This is a genomic window from Rudaea cellulosilytica DSM 22992, from assembly GCF_000378125.1.
Taxonomy (GTDB): Bacteria; Pseudomonadota; Gammaproteobacteria; order Xanthomonadales; family Rhodanobacteraceae; genus Rudaea; species Rudaea cellulosilytica.
Window position 1 is genome coordinate 2,129,588 of record NZ_KB899241.1, and the last position, 23,003, is coordinate 2,152,590.

The window sequence follows — 23,003 nt, forward strand, 5'->3', positions numbered from 1 at the left end:
GGACGGCCTAGCGGAGAGGCACGATTGCGAAGAATCACGATGGTCTCCACGAAGGAATTTGCTCGATGAACGTGGTCGATACCCACGCGCATTTCTGGGACGTCGATTCCCTAAACTACCCCTGGATAGAGAAGGGATCTGCCTTCGATCGCAGTTTCTTTCTGGAAGATTATCAGCGCGCGACGACAAATGTTCCAATCGAGCGCATGGTTTTCGTCGAGTGCGATGCGCATGCGAGCGATTCGCTCGCGGAAGCAGAATGGGTTAGCCACTTAGCCCAGATCGATCAGCGAATCCAAGCTATCGTCGCGCGCACTTCACTAATGGACGCGAATGCGCTGGCTACGTTGGATGCGTTGGCAGCGATGCCACTCGTGCGCGGAATCCGCGACAACATTCAGAACAACCCGCCCGGGTTTGCGCTGGAAGCCGGATTTATTGCCGGTGTCAGGGAAGTCCATCGACGTGGGCTGCATTTTGAACTCTGCTTAAAGCACCATCAGCTCGCCGAAACGATCGAGCTAGTCAGACGCTGTCCCGAAGGGAATTTTGTTCTCGATCATTGTGCCAAGCCAGACATCAAGTCCGGCCGCAAGGAGCCATGGGCGAAGCAGATAGAAGAGCTGGCTGCGTTGCCGAATGTGGTTTGCAAGATCTCCGGTCTTGTCACCGAAGCGGACTGGAATCACTGGCAGCCCGAAGAGGTGCTCTGGTACGCCCGCGTTGCGGCGAGTGAGTTCGGGTCGGAGCGGATCATGTTTGGCAGCGACTGGCCAGTGAACGAAGTCGCTGGGGGATATGCACGCTGGTTTCAGCTAGCCGAGTCGCTGGCGAGCTCGTGGAGTAGCGCCGATCGGGCAAAGTTCTTCCAGAAAAATGCGGAACGAGTATATCGCTTGACCTCGCCCTAGGATGGGTAGCCAAGATAGAGGGTGGATGTGCGCCTCTGCCGAATTGCGCGTCGTGAGAACTAGTCTTTCGATACAGAAGAAAGTTTAGATCGACTCACCTTTCAAAGTACTTTGTACTTCCTGAGAGCAGCAGTAGAACTCATGCCGGCCTCGACGGCCCGGCGCACGACATTCTCCCTGCGTGCCTTTTCGAGGGACTTCTCGACGACCTCGTCCTGCAGCCTTCTCGGAATGATGACGATACCGTCGAGGTCGCCGAAGACAAGGTCATCTGGTTCGATCCACACGTTGCCGATCTCAATGGAGCAACGGAAGTCGATCACTTGCGCGCGCACGGAGGAGTCCTGCGCAAAACGACCGCGGCTGAAGACAGGCCAGTTCTGTTCGATCATCCTAGGCGTGTCGCGGTGGAAGCCGTTGACAACGGCGCCGGTGCTACCGCGCGTACGCGCCGTAGCCGTGAGCAACTCACCCCAGTAGGCGCAGCGCATATCGCCGCCAGAGCACAAGTAGATCTCGCCCGGCTCGATCTGGTCGAGCGCTTCGGTGAGAAGACCGAAAGGCTTCTTCTGCGGCCCGTGGACATCGATCATCACAACCGGCATAGCGCGGCCGATGACCTTCATCTCTCCTAGGGCGGGCTGGATTGGCTGCGGCAAGAATTGGTGGTAACAGCCCAGCGTGTCGAGTACATCCCCGACGACCGGTGTGTATAGCTCTTTCTTGAAGAGTTCGAAGAGCGCTCTTTCCTTCGCAGAGGGCTGTGGAATCTCGTAAGGCCGGGTGGTTTTGCTCATGAGGGCCAGAGTCGTACTGCCAAGATATATCCTGGCATATTGTCTCATATGTAATAAATTATCGTAAATACGATAAATGCAAAAAATGCAACGTATTGGCGGGGCTGCGAACTCAAAGGAATCTTTAAGTATCCGAACCGCTTCGTGATACGCCAGTACTTGACATGCAAGACGTTACTTGCATATTATTTAGGCAAGCAATTACTTGCGTGTAGTCATGACAGAACGCCACGATCCCGACGTGCTATTCAAGGCCCTGGCCGATCCCAGCCGACGCAAACTGCTGGATCTGCTGCATGCACACGACGGTCGCACGCTCAACGATCTGTGCGAGCACCTGGATATGACGCGGCAGGGCGTGACGCAACACCTGGACCTACTGGAGGCCGCGAACCTGGTCGCCACCGTGCGGCGCGGGCGCGAAAAGCTGCACTTCCTCAATCCGGTGCCACTGCAGGAAATCTACGAGCGCTGGATTGCCAAGTTCGAAAAACCGCGCCTCAAAGCGCTGGGCGACCTGAAACGACGACTGGAGAAGACCAATGTCTAGATCGACTTTTGTTTACGTGACCTACATTCACACCACCCAGCAGAAATTGTGGTCGGCACTGACTGAGGACACCGAGTTCATGAAGCAATACTGGTTTGGCTTTCATTGCGAAAGCGCGTGGACCGCGGGATCACCTTGGAAGATGGTGTCAGGCGATGGCGTTGTTACCGATGAAGGCGAGATTCTTGAGGCCGACCCGCCGCGGCGCTTGGTGATCCGCTGGCGGCATCAGAACAAACCCGAGCTTCAGGTCGAAGGCGAGTCGCGCTGCACGATGGAATTGGAGCCCAGTGGATCGGCGGTCAAGCTCTCGATCACGCACACGATGGAGCGCGAGCCCTCAAAACTCATCGCGGCGGTGTCGGGCGGCTGGCCGATGATCCTTTCCAACCTGAAGTCCTTGATAGAAACCGGGTCCACGATCCTGGACGACCCACATCTGAAGGGCGATCGACACTAACGCCAGTCTGGCCATTGAACTTCGATACCGGAGAATTCTCATGAAAACGATTCAAAAGGCCCTCGGGATATTCGCGGCATTCCTTTGTATCGCAACAGCAAGCGCACAATCGGCTTCGCCTGGAGCAGTGCGGCCGAGCATCGTTCTCGTCCACGGGGCTCTACTCGATGGTTCGAGTTGGCGTGGCGTGTACGACGTGCTGACGCGCGATGGGTATCGCGTCAGTATCGTACAGGAGCCGTTAACCAGTTTCGACGAAGACCTGACTGCGACAAAGCGCGTGCTCGACCGGCAAGATGGGCCGGTTGTCCTGGTCGGAAACAGCTATGGCGGCCAGATCATCACCGTGGCCGGGAGCGACCCTAAGGTGAAGGCACTTGTCTATGTTGCGGCGCTGCAGCCCGATGTCGGGGAAGCGAGTGGAGCCGTGTACCCGCCGAGTCCCAAGGCGCGCGACGGTCTGGTGGCGACCAAAGATGGGTTTGTTATTGTGGACCCGACAAAGTTTGCTGCTGAAGTGGCGGCCGACCTGCCCAAGGCACAGGCCGAGTTCATGGCAAATTCGCAGATGCCGATAAACGGTGATGTTTTCAACATCAAGCTGACCACAGCTGCCTGGCATGACAAGCCGAGCTACGCGATCATCGGCACGCAAGACCAAGTGATGGATCCTGAGCTGGCACAACGGATGGCTAAGCGTGCGGGTTCGCAGGTGACGATGGTTAAGTCAGGTCATTTCGTTCACGTCTCCCAGCCGCGTGCCGTCGCGTCAGTGATCGAGACAGCTGTGCGCGCCGTCAAGGGAATGTGACCATGAACGCCGCTACCATCCAGGCGGACGACGACACCGCAGCCATCCTCGGTGTTTTTCGGTCCGAGCTGCGCAACCCGTCCGGACCCCTGTCGTTGCTAGTACGCTTCACCGTCCACGAAGGTCAGGAGGATCGGGTCGAGACTGCTTTTGGTCGCGCCCGACCGCAGACGCTCGGTGAACCCGGATGCTGCGCCTACGAACTCCACCAAGACCCTCGCACCCCGCACAGCTTTGTCGTTTACGAGCGGTGGCGGTCTCTGGCCGATCTTGAGGCGCACTTTCGCAAGGACTACTTCGCCACCGTGCGCAACGAGATTGGCGCATTGATCGTTGCCGCGCCAGAATTCCAAGTGTTGCTGCCCACTGCGTGATCGGCGGCAGCACTCCCTGTTCTGGTCAGAAATTTCCCTGATATCCGCAATTATTTTCCCTGCCACCAGCGAGCCGCGGAAGAATCTTTTGGCCTGAAAATGGCGTCACACCTGGCCTGCAGGGCAACCCGGTGACGGCATAGACGTCGTTTTCTCGAGAAATTCCCTGTTAATTTCCCTGTTAACGGGAATTTCGACCGGAGACAAGTTCTATGCGGACTACAACCACCACCATTCAGTCACACGTGCGGAGCATTTAGCCGCTGCAATGCCAGAAAAGCCCGCCGTGTCGCGGGCTTTTCCATTTCGTTGGTCGCTGGAGATGGGAAGAGGGGCCGTTTCCGCCCCGTAAAATGACCACGTCTCCGTTTTTGCATCGGGACGACTAACGGCAGGAGAGCCAGAAGCCAGGCCTAGGGCAACTTTCGAATTACCTGCACCTAACGCCAAATCGAATGCCTACGTGCCAGCCTAACGTCGCACGTGAACGGCAGCAGGGGGCCTGCGAATCAGGCTGGGAGGCGTCGGCTCAAAGGGAAAGCTAAGCGTCACTTTGTCAGTGCTCCTCATAGATGCCGTACTTCGGGAATAGTAAGCCAGTACAGTAGCCTTCAATAGCTCCCCGCTCTCGATGTCTGGCTTGTTCGATCCACTTGGCTTGATAGCGTGGTCCCGCGATTCTCGAAAAATTGCGATGTGTCAGGAGATTCGAGCTCAACCCTATCCGTCGGGCAGGGCGTCGGTCGACAACGGCGTGCGATATGTGGATGTCGGTGCGCAGGCGGAAGCCCGCGATGCGGCAGGCCGCAGGGCCGCTTGCGCGGTCCAGCCCTGTATCACATACGCGTCTGCTCCGTGATCTCGAACTGCACGGGGCGCTGGGTCTTCTGCTATAGGACCGTGTACGCGTATTTTGACGAGATCGCAGGCGCGCAACTTACTGTCGATCGCCAAATTAAATAATGCCAGATCGCGGATGGCGATGAAGGAGCTCAGCATGTGCCCATTCGCAGCAGGCGGTGTTCGACCCAATGCGGACGAGCCAGCTCAATGATCGTCGGCTTCTGCAAGGGTCCAAGCGAGTGCGAGCAGCGACATGACGGCCATTATCGACAGCATGATGATGCTCGAGTTGGACCATTCGCCGACGAGCCATCCATGCCACGCCGCTCGCCATAGCGGCGAGGTGAACAGGCTCAACGAGCACATGGCGGCTCCGACGAGAACGCCCGCCGCGAGCGGCCATGCCGATGGACGGCGGCGGCGTGACAGTTGCTGCATCACGCGATCGCAAAAACCGTCGTCGGCTATGGGGCCGTCGAACGACTGCCGAAGCAGTGCATCGATGTCGTCGTCGTGTATGGAGTTCATGGAATTCGCTCCTCGCCGGCGGCGTGCCACGCCGCCAGCCATGTCTTGAGTTTTGCCTTGCCACGCGTCGCATGGGTCTTTACCGTGCCCAGCGGCATCGCCAGGACATACGCCGCTTCTTCGTGACTCAGGCCAAGTTGCGCACAGTGCAGCAACACGGTCTGTTCCGCAGTCGACAGATGTCGCATGGCGCGCGCCAGATCCAGTCGCAAATCCATCGCCTGTACGGGCGTGGGCAGGTGCTCCATCTCATCGTCCTGCGCATGACGTGCCGCCCATGACTTTGTGCGGCACGCCTGCAGAAAGCAGCCGTAAGCGATGCGATGCAGCCATGTTGAAAAACGCGCTTCACTGCGGAACTGGCCAAGCTTGCGCCACGCAAGCAGGAATGTCTCTTGCGCCAGGTCGTCGGCCGCGGCCTCGTCGCCCTGCAGAAGGCGGCGCAATTGTGCCCGCACCATACCTTGATTGCGACGTACCAGTTGTTCGAACGCACGGCGGTCGTCGCCCAGCAGGGCACGAGCCACCAGTATCTGATCGATGCGCGCCTCGGCGGCGCTGTCAGCCATTTACATCACCGCGCCGGTTCAACCACCAGCTGGCGAGGTAACCCAGTCCTGTCATCAGCGGCAACAAGCCCAGGCCCCAAAGCTCACCGATGCTGTGTCCGTTGTCGAGCTGGCCCGGCAATGCGAGCAGCGTCAGCATCAGTCCGATGCCGCCGCTGATGAGCACCAAGGCGCGACGGCGTTCGGAATAAGCGATCTGCGGCTCGATCAGCAGTTGCGTTGGGAGCTCCACGCCTTTGTCGGCCAATTGCAACAGAGTTTGGTAACGCGCTTGTGTTTGCTGGTAGCGGTAGCGCATGACCATGAGGACGATCAGTACTGGGGCCGCCATCACGACCAGAGGAATGAGCAGAAAAAAATCCATTGTCGTACTCCAGAAGATAGTTGGGGAAAGTCCGACCAGTAGTGACTGATCGGACGGCTTTCGAACTCTCAGGGTTTCGCGCTTCCGGCAGCGAGCAGGTCGGCAATGTGCTCGGCGAGCATCCACGTTTGCAAGGGTCCTTCATTGCTCGTCAGCGCGACGGCAGCGTTCGCGTTCCAGACCATCTGCAGGTTCGCCGTCGTGCCTTCGATACCTCCGGCGTGCCCGCGAACGGGACTGCCGTGCGAGAGACGATCGCCGAATCCGGCGGCTTCGCCCCCGGGGCCGGCCGGTACTTCGTCGGCGAACATCTTTGCAAGAGTCGCCGCTTTGACTAGCCTGCCATTGCGCAGGGCGTCGGCAAAAAGCAGCAGGTCGGTATTGTTGGAGTAGCCCCCGCCCGCAGGGCCGCCCTTGAGTTGAATTTTTGACCAGTCCATCTTCCAGGTGCTCGAAAACATGCCGTCGTGGTAGTAGCCGACGGACAGCTTGGGCGTGATCTCATCCAAGCGGTCGAAGCCGCTGGCGTGCATTCCGGCAGGCGCGAACACATGCCGCTGGATGTAGCTGTAGTAGTCCTCATGAGAGACGTTTTCGACGATGCGGCCGAGCAGCATGAAGCCCGCATCGCTGTAGTTCCATTCTTTGCCGGGCTCGCTCACCTTCGGCTGCCGGGCGATGAGGTCCAGATAGTCGACCGGATCGATGAAGTGTTCGCGGTTCCCGAAGTACTCCGGAACGAAGATGTCGCTGAGACCCGACGTGTTGTGCAGGAGTTGCCAGACGGTGATCTTCTTCGCGGCGTTGTGGTCCGGGTACTCCGGCGCCGCTTGGGCCAGGGTGGTGTCCCAGGACAGCTTGCCCGCTTCGACGAGCTGGGCGATCGCCACCGCGGTGAACGTTTTGCCGATCGACCCGATATGGAACGTGGTCTGCCGATCGACCGGCACGGCAAAACGACGGTCGGCCTGGCCGCGGCATTCGTCGAAGATGGTTTTGGCGTGGTCGGTGACTGTTACACAACCGGAGAAATCCTCGGTGCGCACGAGGCGATCGAGCTTGTCGTGGATCAGCCGCGCCAGCTCCGCGTGCGATACCGCCTTCTGCGGCCAGTCGGCATACAGTGCCGGATCATCCATTGGTACGAGATGCGCCTGTGCCAGCTGGCTTGGCTTGGCTGGGTCGGCGGTAATGAAAAACAGGCCAAATTGACCGGTGCGCCGCGCCTTGATCACCATTTGAAGAAGGCCGGGCTGACGTGGGTCGGTGCGTGCATCGAACAGATCGATGCCACCGCTATCGCGCGCCGCCGAGCCGAGGTTCGCGACAAAATTCGCTTTATCGTCTTGAGGGACCGATGCGGACAGAGCACCGGGAGCCCACCGCTGGATCTGCATGGGACTGTCGGTGTTGATGTGGTGGATCAATTGCGCGCCCAGCTGACCCACGGGTGTGTCAGGCAGGGTAACGGCCGCGGTCGCCGTGATGCCCGGAACAGGGCAAAGGAACGCGCCCAAAGCCAACAGGGCGGAGACCACCGGCCCTCTAGGTGTAAACGCGCTAAACGGATTCAGAAGATTCATCGGTGGCATCCTTGTGTCTATCCCATGCATCCACCCGTCGGCGGATGGTCTGTTGATCCGAAAGGACTGCTGAATCGCAGTACTCACGGCATTCGGGCATTGGATGCGTCGATGACTTGAAATGGATTCAGCGTGGAGCGTTCACCGGATCGCTAGGTGTCCGCTTTTGGCCGGCCGTTTATGACCGTAAGGGGGCAGGGTGATTAGCGAACCTTATCGCGTGTAGAGTCAGGAGCTACTCATTGAGGCCGCGCGAAGAGCGCAAAAATGCATTGGAGCGATCGATAGGTCGCATGGACACAGGCCCCAGCGGGGATCTGCACGCACGGTCTGCATTGCGCTCGGAATGCTTTTCAGTTCTTGAGAGACAAGTCGAAGTATGCTTTTGTCCGAACTATCCTGCCAGAAAGCGCTGCGAAGTTGCGCATCGCAGACAAACGCTCTTCGACATGTGTAGAGTGGTAATTGCCCTTTGGGCTCCTGCCTTCGGCACGAAATGGTCATGGACGCTGTAGACGCGCGAGCGCGAGCAAACCGCAGGTAATTTAAAAAAAATTATCATCCGCTTCTCGGACGCTGGTGCATGCTTCCAACCCGTGTCATCTTTGGATGATGGAAGCCGTGAACGTTCTCCTCTTGAAACTGCGCAAGTTGCTGCACAGTCGCGGCAGGACTCGGGACGAGGCCGACGAGGCGATCCAGGAAGCCTTCCTCCGATTGCAGCGGTACCGGCAAGATCGACACGTGCAGGAGCCCGAGGCCTTTCTCGTGCGTACCGTCATCAACGTGATCGCGGACGACGGTCGCCGGCGGTCGCGGTGGCGCCCGGCCTCGCTCGCGGAAGTGGAGACGCTTCCGTTTTCGGAAGCGGGCTCGGCGCCGGACGACGTGGTTCTCGGACAGCAGAGGTTGCGTGGCCTGCGTGCGGGCCTCGATCAGTTGAGTCCGCGTACGCGTGAGATATTTTTGCTGCATCGTGTTGAGGGCTACAGTCACGCTCAGATCGCGGCACGCATGGGAGTTACCGTTAGTGCGGTGGAGAAGCAGGTGGCGAAGGCGGTCTTGTTCTTGACCGAGTGGATGGATCGTATATGAGCGAACGAAAGACTCCATTTCGCCCATCGCGTGCCGCCTATGCCGAAGCTGCAGCATGGTTGGTCCAATTGCATGGGGCCGGTCGAGATGCCGAGCTTGAAGCAGACTTTCGTGCGTGGCTCAAAGCGGGTTCCGGCGATCACGCTGCTGCCTTTGAGCGGGTGACTGAGGTCTGGGATAAGGCCGGGGAGGTCGATATTCGCGGCCTGGCGCGTGTTACTTCTCGGGCTGCTTTCGAAAGGAAGCAGCCGCGTTGGCGTGTGGCGGCGGCAGCGATGGTCCTGAGTGTTCTCGGGTTGGGCGTGTTCCTGCTTTCGTCACATGACATGGAATACACGACGGGCATAGGCGAACAGCGCACCGTTCGCCTGAGCGATGGCACACGTCTTTCCTTGAACCAAGACAGCGCGGTCGACGTGGACTACGACGGCCGCCGGCGCATCGTGCGTTTGTCGCGCGGGGAGGTTTTGTTCGAAGTGGCGCATGACGTACAGCACCCATTTGTCGTAATGGCCGGGGATCGCACCGTGACAGCGCTGGGCACGTCATTCGTTGTTCGCAAGGAATCCGACGAAATGGATGTCACGCTGCTGGAAGGCAAAGTCAGCGTGGCTTCGTTGATGGCCGTGCGAGCCTCAGGAGCCTTCGAGAAAGAGCAGGGCGAGATCACGCTCAAGCCCGGTCAGTACTTGCGCGTGCGTGCGGGCGAGCGACCGCAACTGGACGTTCGGCGCGCGGACGCCGCGACTGCTTGGCGTCGCGGCGAAGTGATTCTCGATGGCACTCCGCTCGGTGAAGCCGTTGCAGAGATGAATCGTTATGACCCGCATCGTTTGGAAATCGACGACGCTGATCTCGGACAAGTTCGGGTCAGCGGTATCTACCGCACCGGAGATAACCTCGATTTCGCCCGATCCGTTGCGTCGATATACGGGCTCAAGGTGAAAGAGGAAGCCAGCCATATACGCTTGACGAAGGACTGAACGATACGGCTCTGCCGAGTAGCCTATCGATTCCATGAAAATATTTTTCCGTTCCACTGAGGGTTGGGTGGGGTCAATCGTCTACGTCACATCGGATCACCACGGAGGATCGGGGAAACCATGTGGCGTCATCTTGATCGAAGGTTTGCGCTCGCCTTAGCAAGCGCGCTGCTGTCGGCCGTCTCGCAAGAGCTCCCTGCGCAGAACCCGCTCGCGCACGAGCAGTCCGCAACCGCGTCATTGATTTACGATTTCGACTTGCCGGAACAGCCTTTGGCCACCACCCTGCGCGACATCGGGCAGCGGACCGACACGAACGTTTTGTTCGAATCCGGCATCGTCAAAGGATTGCGTGCTCCGGCGCTGCATGGACGGTTCGGCCCCCAGCAAGCGCTGGAGCAGGTGCTCCAAGGCACGAACCTTCAGGCCCGACGTACTTCAGCTCGTTCCATTGTGGTGCAGTTGATCCGCCCGCCAACTGCCAAATCGAAAAATGAGGCCGGCACGGAAGGCAACATCACGGCGCCGTCACGGCAAGGCAATTCAGCGGATGGGAGTGGCGAGAAAGGCGAAGTGCACGCAGCCGCCTCCGCATCAGAGGCGCGGGCCTCACCAGCGACGGATGGTCCTCAGTCCGGCAACAAGGCAGGCGCACCCGCAGAGGGCAACAACAAACCGTCTCTGATGGGAGCCGTCCAGGTGATCGGCTATCGCACCAGTGCGGCGACCAGCGCGACCGGCGTCGTGACCGAGATCATCAACACGCCGATCTCGATTTCCGCGCTCAACTCACAGTTTCTCGAGGACACCGGTTCCTCTCAGCTCATGGATGCGATCGGTGCGCTCACCGGCGTGACCGGGCAGAACAACAGCGGCGAGGTCGGCACGAATTTCGGCGTGCGCGGATATGCGGTGACGCCGCAGGTCGACGGCTTCGATTCTCTTTCGATCGCCGGCGGACTGGGTTCCGCCGTCGGCGTTGATCGCGTCGAGGTACTCAAAGGCCCATCGGCCGTGTTCAATGGCAACGTCCCGCCGGGCGGCTCGATCAACATCATCTACAAGAAGCCTTCGTTCACGCCGCAGACTTATTTCGAAGGCGAGTACGGCAGCTGGGCCTATCGCAGCGGTGAATTCTTTTCGACCGGGCCGGTAGACGACCACTTCGCCTATCTCGTCGATGTGTACGCGAAGAACGTCAATGGCTGGGTCGATTGGACCGGCCAGAACGAGCGCACCTACATCCTCGGCCTCACCTGGAGGCCGATCAACGACCTCAGTGTCAACCTCAACTACCGCAACACCAAGAAAAAGGATCAGGTCTCGACGCTACCGGTCAGCCATCCGGGCTTCATCGGCTCGGGTGTTCCCCAGGATACATATCTCGACAACTGGGTCGCGCAGAACTACGGCGCCAACGAGCCGCCGCAGACGATCACGGCCGAGCAATATCTCCCTCGCGGTGCGCGCGACAATGTGCTCGGGCCGCAGAACTACAACAACGAGCTGGCGCGCTTCTGGAGTACAGAAATCAACTACACGGTCAACGATCACATCCAGATCCGCGACAGCTTCGGCCACGCCGATTTCAGTTGGGGATTTCTTTCCCTGTTGCAGAGCGGCGCCAAGGTGCTCGGACCCGACGGCAATGTCAGCACGTTCGGTCTTGCCTCCGGCTTCTTCAACGGCAAGCAGGCGGGGTCCGGGTGGGAGAACAAGCTCGAAGCGGCTTTTTCGTTCGACACTGGCCCAATCAACCATTCGTTGCTCGTCGGCTTTCAGGCGTCCTATTCGTCGCTGGACTACGCCCGCTTCTGGGTCTATCCCTTGCCGCCAGTAAATGCGCAGGGCCTGCCATGGAATTTCTTCCGCGACGGGCCGTTGATGCTCGGAGACCAGAACGCGATCCTGCACGCGCTTTCTCCCACGCCCAATCTCATAAACTACAAGGACACGGGGCACGCGAACACGCATGCCTACTATGCGGCCGAGCAGATGTCGATGTTCGACGACCGCCTGCATGTTCTGCTCGGCGTGCGCTACACCAAGACCAAGGGCGAAGTCATCAAGGACATGGAATTGGCGTCGAGCGAGACGACCCCGCAGATCGGCATCCTGGGCAAACCGTTTGCTCCGGATTCGTTCTTTGCCGATACCGCATTCTTCGCCAACTACTCCAAGTCGTTCACGCCGTCGGGCATTGTCCAGCCGGGAACCGCCGAGTTGGTCCCGCCGCAGAAAGGCACCGGCAAGGAATTCGGAGTGAAGACGGCTTGGCTCAACGGCGCGGTGACGAGCACGATTTCCGTCTTCCGCGACGACCTCAGCAATATCGCCACGCCGGACTATTCGCACATGGGTGAGAACGGTGGCCTGATCGAATACAACCTCGGCGGCGTCGGCCGCGCGCAGGGTTTCGAGGCCGAGGTCACCTGGCTGCCGAACGAGAATTGGCAATTGTCGGCGAACTTCACCGATTTGCCGGTGGCGAAGTACCTGGACTATCCCGGCGTGCCGGCGGAGATCGGCGCGCGCTTCGGTTCAACGCCGCGCCAGGCGGCCAATCTCACGGCCAAATACATTTTCAAGGAAGGTCCGCTGCAGGGCCTCAGCCTCGGCGGATGGGTGCATGCGCAAACGTCCACGACCGGCGTGCTCGGGGGAGACTGGCATTACGACGTGCGCATCCCGGGCCTCGCCCAGGTGTCGGCATTTGCCGGTTACGAATGGAACCGTCTGGATTTCCGCTTCAACATCGACAACCTGACTGATCGCGGCGGCTATGTGATGAACAATGCGTTCCGCCCACAGTCGCCGCGCTCGTATTTCCTGACGGTGAAATACAAGCTGTGAGACGTTCAGACTTTTTCGCACAGACTGCGCGAATGGTGAACGGAAACCGTCGATTGTTCTTGCGGCAGATCGGGTGGACCGCATTCGCCGCGGGCTGCGACGGTGTGTTTCCCGGCATCGCCTTCGCCGCGGCCGCGCCCGAAGCGCGCGGTGTTCCTTCGGCCGCGGTGAACGCGTTCCTCGACGCCGCGGCGGTGGGCGCGTTCGAACTGCACAGCCTCGTTGTCATGCGCGCGGGCATGCCGGCGGTGCGCGCGTGGTGGGCGCCGTACCGCGCGCAAGCACCGCACAGTCTGTATTCGCTGAGCAAAAGCTTCACCTCGACGGCGGTCGGGTTTGCCGTCGCGGCGGGCAAGTTGAAACTGACGGACAAGGTCGTCGACTTTTTCCCGGAGCAGAAACCTGCGCAGGTCAGCGAAAATCTCGCCGCGCTGAACGTCGAACATCTGCTGACGATGTCGGTCGGGCAGGCAGGCGACGCCGCGCCCGTCATCACCCATGAGCAGGATTGGGTCAAGACGTTCCTTGCCCTGCCGATCCAGTCTCCACCCGGCAGCGTATTTCTCTACAACAGCGCCGCTACCTACATGCTGTCGGCGATTGTGCAGAAGCTGACCGGCGAGCGCGTCGTCGACTATCTGCGGACGCGCCTGTTCGATCCGCTAGGACTTCCACCGATGCGTTGGTCGGAATGTCCGCGCGGCATCAACACCGGCGGCTGGGGGCTTAGCGCGACGACCGACGCGATCTCGAAATTCGGCCAGTTCTATCTGCAGAAAGGCCGCTGGAATGGCAAGCAACTGCTGCCGCGTGAATGGATCGAGCAGGCGACGAGCTTCAAGATCCAGCCGCCGCCCGGACCCGGGCAGGATCTCGCTCAGCTCAAAAAGGACAGTGACTGGCACCAGGGCTACGCCTACCAGTTCTGGCGCTGCCGCCACGATGCGTTTCGCGGCGACGGCGCATTCGGCCAGTTCTGCATCGTCATCCCGGCACTCGACGCGGTCGTCGCGATCACGAGCCGCACGCTCGACATGCAGGGAGTGATCAATCTCGTCTGGGAACATCTGCTGCCCGGCCTGCGCGAGGCAGCGCAGCCCGTCGATCGCGCCGCATCCGATCACTTGCGTACGCGGCTCGCGGGATTGGCTCTGGCACTGCCCGAAGGCTCGGCCGCCTCGCCGCAGGCGGTCGCGCATCGCGACTTTGCGATCGAATCGAACGCGCTCGGCGTGCGCGGGCTGACGATCGCGTTCGATAGCGGCCGTTGCCGTCTCGGCTTCGATACCGGCGGCAAACTCCACACGATCGACTGCGGCATTGGCCGTTGGCGCGACGGTGAGACCGAACTGCCCGGCACGCCGCCCGAGTGGACCGAAGTGGTTGGCACGTACGTGAATCCGCGCCATCCCGCGAAGATCGCCGCGGCGGGAGCGTGGAAGGATGCGAATACATTCCAGATGCGCTGGCGCTATTACGAGACTCCGCACCTCGACGAGGTCACGCTACATTTTTCCGACGACGGCGTCGAAGTGAGTTTCCTCAACAGTCTCACGCAAATGGCCGCTGCCGTGCATCCGGAAACACGGCCGGTGTTGAAAGGCAAGGCAAGGTCCTGACGATGCCATCTGTTACTGCGGAAGCGGCGGCGCGCGGCGAGTACGACGTCATCGTCGTCGGCTCCGGTGCCGGTGGCGGGCAGGCGGCCTACACGCTGACGATGAACGGCGCGCACGTGCTTATGCTCGAGGCAGGGCGCAACTACGATCCGCAGCGCGAGGCCGCGATGTTCCAGACGCCGGAGATGGCGCCGTTGCGCGGCACCGGCACGCCAGAGAAGCCATTTGGTTTCTACGACGCCACCGTCGACGGTGGCTGGCAAGTTCCGGGCGAACCGTACACGCAGGCGAGCGCGGAAAAATCGCAGCGCTTCGAGTGGTGGCGCGCACGCATGCTCGGCGGCCGCACGAATCACTGGGGCCGCATCGCGCTGCGCAACGGCCCTTACGATTTCAAACCGTACTCGCGCGACGGGCTCGGCTTCGACTGGCCCATTTCCTACGAGGACATGGCGCCGTACTACGACAAGGTCGAGATGCTCGTCGGCATCTACGGCTCGAACCAGGGTCTGGAGAACACACCGGATTCGCCCGATGGCTGCCTGCTGCCGCCGCCGAAGCCGATCGTCAGCGACCTGCTCGTGCAGAAGCATTCGGCGAAATTCGGTTTTCCGACGATTGCCTGTCACCGCGCCGTGCTTACTGCGCCGCTCGATTGGAAGAACTCGCCGGCGAAGCTGCATCCGGGCAACGCCGTTGCGCAAGACATTATCGCGCGCGACATGCGCAAACGTTCGCCCTGTTTCTGGACAACACCGTGCGGGCAGGGCTGCTCGATTCGCGCCAACTACCAGTCGACGACGGTGCATCTGCCGCCGGCGCTGGAAACAGGCAAGCTCGACATCCTCTGCGATGCGATGGTGGCGGAAGTCCTGCTTGCGAAGGACGGTCGCGCCGCAGGCGTGCGCTTCGTAGACAAGCGCTCCGGCGCGTCACGCGAGGTGCGTGCGCGAGTTGTTGTGCTCGCCGCGAGCGCATGCGAGACCGTGCGCATCCTGCTCAACTCGAAGTCCGTGCGATTTCCGCAGGGACTGGCCAATTCGAGCGGCAAGGTCGGCAAGTACCTCATGGATACCGTCGGCAGCGATCTTGCCGGGCAGATTCCGCTGCTCGAGAACCTGCCGCCGCACAACGAGGAAGGCACCTCCGGCCTGCATATGTACGTGCCGTGGTGGGGATACAAGATGCAGAAGGCCGGCAAATTGCCGTTCGCCCGCGGCTACCACATCGAATTCATCGGCGGCCGGCGCATGCCGGACCCCGGCACGGCGGCAGGCCTCGAATGGCTGACCGGCGGCAGCTATGGCACGAAATTCAAGGAGGACGCACGCCGCTACTATGGCTCGATGATCTATTTTGCCGGCCGCGGCGAGATGATCCCGAACGAGCAGTCGTATTGCGAAATCGATCCGCAGGTAAAGGACAAATGGGGAATCCCCGTGCTGCGCTTCCACTGGCAGTGGTCCGAGCACGAAATCCGCCAAGCGCGACACATGCAGAAAACCTTCGCCGACCTGATCGAGTCGATGGGCGGGCGCGTGAAGGGGCAGTCTCAGACCGACGGCGACGGCGCCATCCATCCGGGCGGCGGCATCATTCACGAGGTCGGCGGCGCGCTGATGGGCGAGGATCCCGGCAAGTCCGTGCTCAACAAATGGTGCCAGGCCTGGGACGTGAAGAACCTGTTCGTGGCGGATGGCGCGCCGTTTCCCTCCAACGCGGACAAGAATCCAACCTTGACCATCATGGCCAATGCTTGGCGCGTCGCCGACCACATCCTCGACCGCATGCAGCGGAAGGAGCTTTGAGTGGACAGGCGCACGAGCATCCGATGGATGTTGACCGCGGTGACGTCGCTGCCGCTCGGTGGCATGTCGGGATTGTTTTCTACCGCCTACGGTGCCCCCGGCAAGGTTGCAGCCGTTTCGTACGGCCCGGACCCGGATCTGCTCAAGATCTACCATCCGGGCGATCTATGGCCGCTGACGTTCACGCCCGCTCAGCGCCAACTGGCAACGGTGCTTTGCGACGTGATCATCCCCGCCGATGCTTCGTCGCCGAGCGCGTCGTCGGTGGGTGTGGTCGATTTCGTTGACGAGTGGATTAGCGCGCCATACGAGCGTCAGCAGGAAGATCGCAAGCTTGTGCTCGAAGGCTTCGCCTGGTTCGACGCGGAATCCTCGCGCCGCTTTTCGAAGTCGACGACAGCATTGAGTGCCGCGCAATTGCACGCCATCTGCGACGACATTTGTCATGTCCTTCGCGCGAAGGCGGATCTGCTCGAGGCGGCGCACTTCTTCGCGCGCTATCGCGATCTCACCGCCGCTGGTTTCTACACCACGCCGCAGGGTCGCAAGGATCTGCAGTACGTCGGCAACATGCCGTTGCCGCGGTTCGACGGTCCGCCGCCGGAAGTTCTCAAGAAGGTAGGTCTCGCGTGAACGAACGATTTCGCCTGTCCCGTCGTCACTGGCTGACGACGATGGCCGGAGCAGCAGCCGCGGCGGCGGCGCACGCGCAGCCCACGTGGGCTGCCGCGACCAAAGGTGCAGCGCCCACGCATGCGCCGTTGAAATGGGTGCCCGGATTGCAATTGTATACATTGGGACTCAAGGACAGCGATGATCTCGGCGCCGTCTTCAACGCACTCGCGGCGATCGGTTATCGCGAGGTCGAGTTCCCCGGCAACTACGGCAAGTCAGCGGCCGACCTGCGCAAGATGCTCGATGACGCCCGCCTCGTGGCTCCCGCCGCGCACATTGCACCGCGCGCGACTAACGGCATGTGGAATTTCGACGACCTGCCGAAATTCGCCGCGGACCTGAAAATGCTCGGCGCGAAATATGCGGTCGTGCCGATCCCATACATGCCCGACAGCATCTACGACGTGTTGCAGCACCCGCCAGCCGGCTTCAACGAAGAGGCGGTGTCGAAATTGTTTTCGACGCTCGACGCCGACGACTGGAAACGCACCGCGGACTTCCTCAACGAGAAAGGCACCGCGCTCGGCAAGTTTGGCGTGAAACTGGCTTACCACAATCACGGCATGGACTTCGCGCCGCTGCCGCGCGACACGAACGGCTACCGCATCCTCGTCGAACGCACTGATCCGAAGATACTCGATTTCGAGCTTGACATCGGCTGGGCTGTTTCGGCGAAGCAGGACGTCGGCGCCTTGTTCGGGCTGCTCGGCGACCGGCTGAAGCTGTTGCACCTCAAGGACACGAAGCGCCCGAGCAACGCGCTGATGGATCTGGCGTCGACCGACATCGGCACCGGCATCGTCAAATGGGGTGACATGGTCGAACTGATGCGGCAAAGCAAAGTCGAACACGCCTTCGTCGAGCAGGAAACGCCGTTCCCGACCACGCCGATGGATGCGGTGAAAAACGACTATCGCTTCCTCACTCATTTGTTCGCCGGAGAAAAATCGTGATCCATTCCATTTTGAGGACGACGTGCACACTCACCCTCGCCATGCTCGCCGGCTGCGGTTCGCAAAACGATGCGGTGTCTCCGCCGGCGGCGCAAACCGCTGCGCCCACCGCTGCCGCGCCTGTCGCAGAGACGCCGGGCAGCATCGTCGAAGTGAAACCGTACGCCGATATCGATCAATCGATCCGCGATCTCGGCGCCGAAGCATTGCGCGTGCGCTATCGCTCCACCTCGAGTGACGGCCAGCACACCGTTGTCACGGGCGCGCTGTTCATCCCAGCCGGCACGCCGCCGGCGGACGGCTGGCCCGTGCTCTCGCATGCGCACGGCACGACCGGCGTGACCAACGATTGTGGTCCGTCGAGCTCGCCGAATCTGTATGGCATGGTGGTGATGGTGGCCGGCTATCTGAAGGCTGGTTATGCCGTCGCGTTCACCGATTACCAGGGGCTCGGCGGCGGCGGCAAGCATGTTTATCTCGACAACAAGAGCGAAGGCTACAATGTCATCGACGCGGTGCGGGCGCTGCGCAACGCGAAGCCCGGCGTGATCTCCGATCGTTGGGTCGCCGTTGGCGGATCGCAGGGCGGCGGAGCATCGTGGTCAGCGGCCGAACAGGCGCCGGTATATGCACCCGAATTGCACCTTCTCGGCGCGGTCAATGCCGTGCCGGCTGCCAACATTTCCGGCTATGCGCAGATGGCGGAAGACAAGGCCATGACGCCGGTGCAGAGCGCCGCGTACGTGGCGATGCTGATCACCCAGGCGTGGGCGCATCCGGACTTCGACGTCGAGCAGTACCGCCGCGGTTCGGTGAAGACGAATTGGGACGTGCTCGGAAGCTGCAAGGACCTCGCCGCGCGCAGCGCTGCCGCGCTGCAGATGAAGCCGGATGAGCTGAAGCCGGCGACGCACGAGGCGACGCTGAAACTGCAGGCCAACCTGCAGGCCCTGGCCGTGCCACAGCGCAAGGCCGATGCGCCGATGCTCGTCATCTACGTTGGCAAGGACGAATACATCAACTCGGCCTGGACGAAGAAAGCAATCGAGGATGCCTGCAAGCTCGGCACGAAGATCGATGCCGATTTCCAGGAAGACAAAAGCCACGGCACTTTCGACGGATCGCACATCCTCGACTGGTTGCACGACCGGCTCGAAGGCAAGCCGCTGGCGAAGTCCTGCTGAGCCCGTGGCTCGAGAACGAGAGATCCGCGAGAGAACGATGAATCCAAGAACACGCATGGTACGAAGCGCCGTCATCGGTGCACTGTTGGCCGCGATGGCAGCGGTCCACGCCGAAGAGGAGAATCCGCCGACCGGTTTCACCGACACGCCGCGCTTGCCGAACAGTCAATGGCGCGTGCACGACGACAATCGCCCGCGTCCGCGCATCGTCGCGCCGGGCACGTCTGCGATGAACGAGCATTCCGGGAATCCGCCGTCGGACGCGATAGTTCTGTTCGACGGCAGGAATCTCGATGCATGGCAATCCGACAAAGGCGGACCGGCAGGCTGGAAGGTCGAGCACGGCTACATGGAGGTCGTCGGCGGGAGCGGGGAGATCGCCACCAAGCAGAAATTTGGCGACTACCAACTGCACGTCGAGTTCGCCGAACCGTCGCCTGCCACCGGCAAGAGCCAGGAGCGCGGCAACAGCGGCGTGTTCCTCGCCGGGTTGTACGAAGTGCAGATCCTCGACAGCTACGACAACTACACCTATGCCGACGGCCAAGCTTCGGCGATCTACGGGCAATCGCCGCCGCTTGTAAACGCGTCGCGGCCACCCGGCGAGTGGCAGACTTACGACATCGTCTTCAACACGCCGCGGTTCGCCGATGGCAAGGTGAAGAGTAGCGGTTTCGTCACCGTGTTCCACAACGGCGTCGTCACGCAGAACCACACGCCGCTGCTCGGGCCGTCTGCGCACCATGCCTTGCCTGTGTGGAAGCCGCACGACCTGCTGATGCCGCTGAAACTGCAGGACCATCATATGCCGGTGCGCTTCCGCAACATCTGGATCCGCCCGATCGCTGATCAGTGATGGGCGCAGCGTGACAACTTCCTTGGGGTGGTGCATGCGAAGATGCACTAGAGGCATCATTCGCGTCACCGAATATGCTCCAACTATTTCTCGGGGCTACGTACCAGGTTCGGCAGACAAGTGTATGCAATCTCGCGGGGACGCGGGCACGAAGTCGCTTGGTCGCTCACAGGAACCGCTGTCCGGTACCGGCGCCGGCAAGGAGACTACATGGCACTGCGTTATGCGCTTGCGGGAAACGAAACGTATTGGTACTCGCTGCACATCGGCCAGTTGCTGCATACCGCACTGGACGGCCGGAGCCGCAACGAGATCGTTGGCAGCGATGGACGGCGGCATTCGTATGCTGAATTCGGGCGGCGCGTGCACAAGCTTGCGCATGTTCTGAAGTCACTCGGCGTCGACAGCGGCGACGTCGTTGCCGTCATGGACTGGGACAGCCATCGTTATCAGGAATGCTATTTCGCGATCCCGATGCTCGGCGCGATCCTGCAGACCGTCAACGTGCGTCTGTCACCCGAGCAGATCGTCTACACGCTCGAGGACACGCAGGCGAAGACGCTGCTCTTCCACGCCGACTTCGCTCCGCTCGTGGAGCAGCTCGCGCAGCGCATTCCGGGATTGCAGCGATTCGTGCTGCTGCACGACGGTGTCGCGGCGGAGACGCGCCGGATTGTCGCCGGCGAATACGAGTCCCTGCTGGCCGCGGCGGACGACGAATTTCCGTTCGAGGACATCGACGAGAACGCGCTCGCGACGACGTTCCACACGACGGGCACGACCGGGCAGCCCAAGGCGGTCGCGTTCACGCATCGCCAACTTGTGCTGCACGCGTTATCGTTCGCGGCGGCGCTGGGTACGCAACCCGCGGGGCTCGGGCTCAGTCGCAGCGACGTCTACATGCCGATGACGCCGATGTTCCATGTGCATGCCTGGGGCGTTCCCTACGTGGCGACCATGCTCGGGCTCAAACAAGTCTATCCAGGCAAGTACGAGCCCGCGCGCCTGCTCGCGCTGCGCCGCGCCGAACGCGTGACGTTTTCGCATTGCGTGCCGACGATCCTGCAAATGCTGCTCGATGCATTTCGCCCAGAAGACGAAGCAGCGGCGGATTGGCGCCTTATCGTCGGTGGTTCGATTGTGCCGCGTGCGCTGCTGCGCGCCGCTCGCGCGAAGGGCATCCGCGTCTTCACGGGCTACGGTATGTCGGAAACCTGTCCCGTACTGACGCTCGCGCGCTCGCTGTTGCCGGAGGGCGAATCACGCGACACCGAACTGTGCAGCGCGGGGCACGCGATACCGCTGGTGCAATTGCGCGTCGTCGACGAGGCGATGCAGCCTGTACCTGCCGACGGTGCCGCGCAGGGCGAATTGGTCGTGCGTGCGCCGTGGCTGACTGCATCGTATGCGAACGATGCGAATGCCACGCGTACATTGTGGCGTGGAGGCTGGCTGCACACACAAGACGTCGCGACTGTGTCGAGCGACGGTCGCCTGACGATTCGCGACCGTCTCAAGGACGTGATCAAAACTGGCGGCGAATGGATTTCCTCGTGCGAGATGGAGGATCTCGCGATGCGTCATCCCGATGTCGCGATGGCGTCGTTTATTGGCGTGGCCGACGCGCGCTGGGGCGAGCGCCCCGTTGCATTCATCGTGGCGAAGAAGGCTACAGTTGTTGATCTAGCTATGCTGCACGAGTACCTGCAGGTTTACGTCGACAACGGCGAAATCAGCCGTTATGCGCTGCCCGACGAGGTTATCTTGATCGACGAGTTGCCACGTACGAGCGTCGGCAAGATAGATAAGAAGCGTTTGCGAGAGATCATTGCCCAGCGTAAGAGTGCGGCTGGAAGCTGACGAACTTTACGGAGCTGCCCGATATTCATCAAGGATCCCGATTGGGGAGGCTTATCGCCAGTAGGGAAGGGCAGTTATCGACCCGGAGCTGCCGTAGGAAAGCGGCAGCCTATAGCCTGCGGAGTCGCACGAACGCTGTTGCGCCGAGTAGTCCGACCAGCATAAGCAGCGCCCAGCGATCGGGCGTTGGCGCAGGAGTGGCGTCTGCGCCAACAACTAGGGCTACGACCGATGAAGTTGCTCCCGCGAAGCTGCCGTCGCCGCTGTAGATTGCTGCGATGGAGTGCGTTCCCGTTCCGGAGGGTACGGTCGTGCAAACTGCCGTCGAACTGGTTGCGCCCGGGACCAGCGTGACCGGCGAACACGGCAGCACGTTTCCGTTGTCCGTGAAAGTCACCGTTCCGCTAGGTGGATCGCCCGCTACCGTTGCCGTGATCGTCACGGGTTGGCCGAGGGCAATGTGATCCGGCGCGACCACAAGAGAAACTGTCGTGGTCTTGACGTTCACGGTCTGTGTAAACGCAGGCGACTGAGACGCCGCGTTGTTGGCATCGCCCGAATAGGCCGCCGTAACCGAATCCGATCCGACCGGCAACGCGGTCGTAGCGCAGGTTGCCACGTTGGCGGTCAATGCTACCGCTGTACACAGCGTCAGCGCACCCGACGTGAAGGTGACGATGCCGGTTGGGTTCTGTCCGGAAATCGTCGCCGTGAAAGTAACGCTCTGTCCGAACATCGAGGGATTGAGAGAGCTTTGCAGCATGGTGCTCGCTACCGTCAACGTCGCCGCCGTCGTGGTCGCACTACCAACGGTGTTGGTGAACACGGCGCGGTACTGATTACCGTTCTGCGATGCCAACGCCATGAACGACAACGTCGTCGATGTCGCTCCAGCAATGTTGGTGAACGTCGCGCCGCCATCGGTGGTCTGTTGCCACTGCACGGTCGGCGTCGGATTGCCGTTGGCCGCGGCGGTGAACGTCGCGGTACTGCCGGCCGACGCCGACTGGCTGCTCGGGTTGGTCGTGACCGTCGGTGCGTCGTTCACCGTCATCGTTGCCGCGGTCGTCGTCGCGCTGCCCGAGGTGTTGGTGAATACGGCACGGAACTTCGTGCCGTTTTGACCCGCTGCCACATTCGGTACCGTCAACGTCGTCGCACCGGCAACGTTCTGGAATGTCGCGCCGCCGTCGGTGCTGAACTGCCACTGCACCGTCGGCGTCGGCGTGCCCGATGCCGCCGCCGTGAATGTCGCCGTCTGTCCGGCGTTGACCGCCTGGTTAGTCCCCATACGCCATGTGCCGGAACCGATGTCAGGCCCATTGGT

General features: G+C 61.1%; 21 protein-coding genes and 1 pseudogene. 16 read left to right on the forward strand and 6 right to left on the reverse strand.

Going from position 1 to position 23,003, the window contains the following annotated elements; translation table 11 throughout:
• Nucleotides 1–65 precede the first annotated feature (65 nt).
• A complete protein-coding gene (locus F455_RS0109295) occupies nt 66–911 on the forward strand; it encodes an amidohydrolase family protein (protein ID WP_018973016.1) in 846 nt (281 codons plus the stop codon).
• A gap of 101 nt (nt 912–1,012) precedes the next feature.
• Here F455_RS0109295 and F455_RS0109300 read toward each other — a convergent pair whose 3' ends face one another.
• Nucleotides 1,013–1,708 carry an RraA family protein gene (locus F455_RS0109300; protein ID WP_051084175.1) on the reverse strand — a complete coding sequence of 232 codons (696 nt, stop codon included), beginning with the start codon at nt 1,706–1,708 and terminating at the stop codon, nt 1,013–1,015.
• A gap of 217 nt (nt 1,709–1,925) precedes the next feature.
• Between F455_RS0109300 and F455_RS0109305 the strand changes: the two genes are divergently transcribed.
• From F455_RS0109305 to F455_RS20370, 4 genes are read left to right on the forward strand one after another with little or no spacing between them, the layout of a single operon-like run.
• A complete protein-coding gene (locus F455_RS0109305; RefSeq protein WP_018973018.1) occupies nt 1,926–2,258 on the forward strand; it encodes an ArsR/SmtB family transcription factor in 333 nt (110 codons plus the stop codon).
• Complete coding sequence (locus tag F455_RS0109310; RefSeq protein ID WP_018973019.1) at nt 2,251–2,718, forward strand: SRPBCC family protein; 468 nt, start codon at nt 2,251–2,253, stop codon at nt 2,716–2,718. Before F455_RS0109305 ends, F455_RS0109310 begins: the two co-directional genes overlap by 8 nt.
• A gap of 40 nt (nt 2,719–2,758) precedes the next feature.
• Nucleotides 2,759–3,529 carry an alpha/beta fold hydrolase gene (locus tag F455_RS0109315; RefSeq protein WP_018973020.1) on the forward strand — a complete coding sequence of 257 codons (771 nt, stop codon included), beginning with the start codon at nt 2,759–2,761 and terminating at the stop codon, nt 3,527–3,529.
• A gap of 2 nt (nt 3,530–3,531) precedes the next feature.
• Nucleotides 3,532–3,903, forward strand: a complete 372-nt coding sequence (locus tag F455_RS20370) for a putative quinol monooxygenase (protein WP_018973021.1) — start codon at nt 3,532–3,534, stop codon at nt 3,901–3,903.
• Nucleotides 3,904–4,950: 1,047 nt separating this feature from the next.
• Here the strand turns inward: F455_RS20370 and F455_RS0109330 are convergent.
• The 4 genes from F455_RS0109330 to F455_RS0109345 form a co-directional block, all read right to left on the reverse strand.
• On the reverse strand, nt 4,951–5,274 hold the full coding sequence (locus F455_RS0109330; protein WP_018973022.1) for a hypothetical protein: 324 nt from the start codon (nt 5,272–5,274) through the stop codon (nt 4,951–4,953).
• Nucleotides 5,271–5,843 (reverse strand): RNA polymerase sigma factor, encoded by a 573-nt coding sequence (locus tag F455_RS0109335; protein WP_018973023.1) that lies wholly within the window; start codon nt 5,841–5,843, stop codon nt 5,271–5,273. Before F455_RS0109335 ends, F455_RS0109330 begins: the two co-directional genes overlap by 4 nt.
• Nucleotides 5,836–6,207: a DUF6249 domain-containing protein gene (locus F455_RS0109340; RefSeq protein ID WP_018973024.1), complete on the reverse strand. Its 372-nt coding sequence runs from the start codon at nt 6,205–6,207 to the stop codon at nt 5,836–5,838. The genes F455_RS0109335 and F455_RS0109340 overlap by 8 nt, the downstream gene beginning before the upstream one ends.
• A gap of 68 nt (nt 6,208–6,275) precedes the next feature.
• The gene (locus F455_RS0109345) at nt 6,276–7,790 is read right to left on the reverse strand and encodes a serine hydrolase domain-containing protein (RefSeq protein ID WP_211212292.1); all 1,515 of its coding nucleotides are present in this window, start codon (nt 7,788–7,790) and stop codon (nt 6,276–6,278) included.
• 621 nt (nt 7,791–8,411) lie between these two features.
• Here F455_RS0109345 and F455_RS0109350 point away from each other — a divergent pair.
• From F455_RS0109350 to F455_RS0109395, 11 genes and pseudogenes are all read left to right on the forward strand, one after another.
• On the forward strand, nt 8,412–8,885 hold the full coding sequence (locus tag F455_RS0109350) for an RNA polymerase sigma factor (protein ID WP_169337310.1): 474 nt from the start codon (nt 8,412–8,414) through the stop codon (nt 8,883–8,885).
• On the forward strand, nt 8,882–9,868 hold the full coding sequence (locus tag F455_RS20375) for a FecR family protein (RefSeq protein ID WP_083918858.1): 987 nt from the start codon (nt 8,882–8,884) through the stop codon (nt 9,866–9,868). The genes F455_RS0109350 and F455_RS20375 overlap by 4 nt, the downstream gene beginning before the upstream one ends.
• A gap of 120 nt (nt 9,869–9,988) precedes the next feature.
• A pseudogene (locus tag F455_RS23635) lies at nt 9,989–10,318 on the forward strand (STN domain-containing protein); the annotation flags it as partial.
• 234 nt (nt 10,319–10,552) lie between these two features.
• Nucleotides 10,553–12,721, forward strand: coding sequence for a TonB-dependent siderophore receptor (locus F455_RS0109360; protein WP_245539959.1), 2,169 nt, complete (start codon nt 10,553–10,555; stop codon nt 12,719–12,721).
• Between the two features lie 59 nt (nt 12,722–12,780).
• The gene (locus F455_RS0109365) at nt 12,781–14,340 is read left to right on the forward strand and encodes a serine hydrolase (protein ID WP_211212293.1); all 1,560 of its coding nucleotides are present in this window, start codon (nt 12,781–12,783) and stop codon (nt 14,338–14,340) included.
• Nucleotides 14,341–14,342: 2 nt separating this feature from the next.
• A complete protein-coding gene (locus tag F455_RS0109370; RefSeq protein WP_018973030.1) occupies nt 14,343–16,148 on the forward strand; it encodes a GMC oxidoreductase in 1,806 nt (601 codons plus the stop codon).
• Nucleotides 16,149–16,781: a gluconate 2-dehydrogenase subunit 3 family protein gene (locus F455_RS0109375; protein ID WP_026293232.1), complete on the forward strand. Its 633-nt coding sequence runs from the start codon at nt 16,149–16,151 to the stop codon at nt 16,779–16,781.
• Nucleotides 16,778–17,776, forward strand: coding sequence for a sugar phosphate isomerase/epimerase family protein (locus F455_RS0109380; RefSeq protein ID WP_157578579.1), 999 nt, complete (start codon nt 16,778–16,780; stop codon nt 17,774–17,776). Before F455_RS0109375 ends, F455_RS0109380 begins: the two co-directional genes overlap by 4 nt.
• A complete protein-coding gene (locus F455_RS0109385) occupies nt 17,773–18,960 on the forward strand; it encodes a lipase family protein (RefSeq protein WP_157578581.1) in 1,188 nt (395 codons plus the stop codon). The genes F455_RS0109380 and F455_RS0109385 overlap by 4 nt, the downstream gene beginning before the upstream one ends.
• A gap of 55 nt (nt 18,961–19,015) precedes the next feature.
• The gene (locus tag F455_RS0109390) at nt 19,016–19,816 is read left to right on the forward strand and encodes a 3-keto-disaccharide hydrolase (protein ID WP_018973034.1); all 801 of its coding nucleotides are present in this window, start codon (nt 19,016–19,018) and stop codon (nt 19,814–19,816) included.
• A gap of 210 nt (nt 19,817–20,026) precedes the next feature.
• Entirely contained in the window at nt 20,027–21,676 is a 1,650-nt protein-coding gene (locus F455_RS0109395; RefSeq protein ID WP_018973035.1) for a long-chain-fatty-acid--CoA ligase, read from the forward strand.
• 109 nt (nt 21,677–21,785) lie between these two features.
• Here F455_RS0109395 and F455_RS0109400 read toward each other — a convergent pair whose 3' ends face one another.
• The gene (locus F455_RS0109400) at nt 21,786–22,967 is read right to left on the reverse strand and encodes an Ig-like domain repeat protein (RefSeq protein ID WP_018973036.1); all 1,182 of its coding nucleotides are present in this window, start codon (nt 22,965–22,967) and stop codon (nt 21,786–21,788) included.
• Between the last annotated feature and the right edge of the window lie 36 nt (nt 22,968–23,003).